The sequence below is a fragment of the Halomonas sp. BM-2019 genome (assembly GCF_017584085.1).
Window position 1 is genome coordinate 1,828,316 of record NZ_CP071922.1, and the last position, 2,840, is coordinate 1,831,155.

Sequence of the window (2,840 nt, forward strand, 5' to 3'; positions counted from 1 at the left end):
TCAAGGGTCTCTAACTCGGCACCAGCCGCCCGTCACTGAACGGCTGGGCGCTAGGCGCTTGTGGCTGGGCGCTGCCCGAAGGGCCGCTGGGCGCTAGGCGCTTGTGGCTGGGCGCTGCCCGAAGGGCCGCTGGGCGCTAGGCGCTTGTGGCTGGGCGCTGCCCGAAGGGCTGCTGGGCGCTAGGCGCTTGTAGCTGGGCGCTGGCCGAAGGGCGGCTGGGCGCTGCCCGAAGGGCCTAGGGCAGCAGGATGGTGGAGCCGGTGGTCCGACGACCCTGGAGGGCGTCCTGGGCCGTGCCGGCGTCGGCCAGGGGGTAGCGGTGGGCGATATCGACCTTGAGCTTGCCGCTTTCCAGCATGGCGAAGAGCTCGGCGGCCATGGCCTGCAGCCGCTCGGGGGTGTCGGCGTAGCCGTTGAGGCTCGGGCGGGTGACGAACAGCGAGCCCTTCTGGTTGAGGATGCCGATATTGACCCCCTCCACCGCCCCGGAGGCGTTGCCGAAGCTGACCATCAGCGAGCGCGGCTTGAGGCAGTCCAGGGAGGTCTCCCAGGTGTCCTTGCCCACCGAGTCGTAGACCACGTCGCACATGGCGCCGTCGGTCAGCTCGCGCACCCGCTCGACCACGTCCTCCTTCGTATAGTCGATGGTGGCCCAGGCGCCGTTCTGCTCGGCCAGGGCCGCCTTCTCCGGCGAGCTCACCGTGCCGATCAGCTTCACGCCCAGCTCCCTCGCCCACTGGCAGGCGATGGAGCCGACGCCGCCGGCGGCGGCATGCCACAGGATGGTCTCGCCGCCCTTGAGCTCGAAGGTCTGGCGCATCAGGTACTGCGCGGTGAGCCCCTTGAGCAGGCTGGCCGCGGCGGTCTCGAAGTCGATGGCGTCGGGCAGCTTGACCACCTTGGCCGCGGGCAGGGTATGCAACTCGGCATAGGCCCCCAGCGGCCCCTGGGCGTAGGCGACGCGATCGCCGACCGCGAGGTGGCTGACGCCCTCGCCCACGGCCTCCACCTCCCCGGCCGCCTCGGTGCCCAGGCCCGAGGGCAGCGACGGCACCGGATAGAGGCCGGTGCGGAAGTAGATGTCGATGAAGTTCAGGCCGACGGCGCGGTTGGCGACCCGCACCTCGCCCGGGCCGGGGTCGACGGGGGAGACATCGACGAACTCGAGCACCTCGGAGCCGCCGGTGCGGGCGAACTGGATACGCTTGGCCATGTCGGGAAGTCCTTGTTTTGCTGAATGCTGTACGGGATGGATGGCTGTCGGGGTACGCAGGAGTATCCAACCGCCGATCGCCCGTGCGGTCAAGTCGGCCCCGGGGTCAGGCGTCGCCGTCGAGTCCCGCGACGAAGGCGCGCTTCTCGGTCTCGAAGAAGGCCCGCTCCTGCTTGAAGCGGCGCAGTACGGCCCGGTCGTCGAAGGCCAGCGGAGGCGACAACTGCCCCGAGAGCAGCGCGGGATGCGCCAGGGTGAGCCCGACTCGCCGCCCCTGATCGTCCGCGACCCAGCGCGAGATCCCGCAGGCGCGCAGGAAAACCTCGTCGAGGGCCTCGCCCGGGGTCACCCGCAGGGGAGCATTGAGGGCCAGGTCGCGGATCAGGCGTCGCAGCGGTTCGCGGCTCTCCTCGAGGGAGGCGGCGAGCGTCAGGGCCATGCCCTCGCCGCTCTCGTCCATCACCAGCAGGGCCAGCGCCCGGGGACGGTCTTGCTCATCGACCAGCGCCCAGAGGCGCGCCGCCTCGTCCGGGAACAGCAGGTGGCGCGTGCCGCTGAAGGCCACCAGCGGGGCCAGCCCCGCCTCGGTGCCATGGACCGCCGCACACAGCCGCGCCAGCCAGGCATCGCGCCGGGCGCCGGGCTCGAGACTTACCACCTTCATGCTTGCACTCCACTCGTCACGGGATGGCGCGAAGCCTAGCACACTCCGGCGAATCCTCGCCCCCGGCAGGCCTGTGCCCGCCGGCCCCGGCCCGTTATGCTGGGGTTCACGGCCGGTCACCCAGGGCGCCGCCCTGCGGCGACCGACACCCTCAAGGATTCGAGAGGTCTCCATGATGCATCCCGACATCGCCCTGCCCCGCCTGATCGCCCACCGCGGCCTCTCGGCCCGGGCCCCGGAGAACACCCTATCCGCCGTGCGCGCCGCCCACCAGGCGGGCTGCACCTGGGTGGAGCTCGATGTCCAGCTGCTCGGCGACGGCACCCCGGTGATCTGGCACGACGCCACGGTCAAGCGCTGCTCCGACGGTCGCGAGCGGCTGGTCGACCTGAGTCTGCCCCAGGCTCGCCGCCTGGACGCGGGAAGCTGGTTCAGCGACGCCTTCCGCGGCGAGCGCCTCGCCACCCTCGGCGAGATGCTCGCCCTGGTCGACGCCCTCGACCTCGGCCTCAACCTGGAACTCAAGGTCAATCGCGGACGTAGCCCCGCGGCCCTGGTCGAGGAGGTGGTGCCCGCGGCGCTGGACGCCCTACCGCCGGACCGGGTGATCGTCTCCTCCTTCCACCCCGATGCCCTGGCCTGCGCCCGGGACCTGGCGAGCGCCTCCCGCCTGGCCCTGGGGGTACTCTTCGAAGGCCTGCCGGGGGACTGGCGGGCCCAGTGCGAGGCGGTGGAGGCGTTCAGCGTGCACGTCGACTGGCGCTGGCTCGGCAAGAGTGGCGCCCAGGCCGTGCGGGAGGCCGGCTACCCGCTGCTCTGCTACACCCCCAACGACCCCACGGCCTTCGCCCACCAGTGGGAGTGGGGCGTGACCAGCGTCATCAGCGACGACCCGCCGCGCTTCGCGGGCCACCTGCCCCCTGAGCCGGCCCGGGCATAACGGCAGCGGGCCGCCCCCCGGGG

At 71.9% G+C, this 2,840-nt stretch carries 3 protein-coding genes; 1 reads left to right on the forward strand and 2 read right to left on the reverse strand.

Annotated features, from left to right (window positions below):
* Positions 1-235: 235 nt before the first annotated feature.
* Positions 236-1,213: an NADPH:quinone reductase gene (locus J5F18_RS09225; RefSeq protein ID WP_346301948.1), complete on the reverse strand. Its 978-nt coding sequence runs from the start codon at positions 1,211-1,213 to the stop codon at positions 236-238.
* Positions 1,214-1,319: 106 nt separating this feature from the next.
* Positions 1,320-1,877, reverse strand: a complete 558-nt coding sequence (locus J5F18_RS09230; protein ID WP_346301949.1) for a hypothetical protein — start codon at positions 1,875-1,877, stop codon at positions 1,320-1,322.
* A gap of 172 nt (positions 1,878-2,049) precedes the next feature.
* Here J5F18_RS09230 and J5F18_RS09235 point away from each other — a divergent pair, with 172 nt between their 5' ends.
* Complete coding sequence (locus J5F18_RS09235; RefSeq protein ID WP_346301950.1) at positions 2,050-2,817, forward strand: glycerophosphoryl diester phosphodiesterase; 768 nt, start codon at positions 2,050-2,052, stop codon at positions 2,815-2,817.
* Positions 2,818-2,840: the final 23 nt, after the last annotated feature.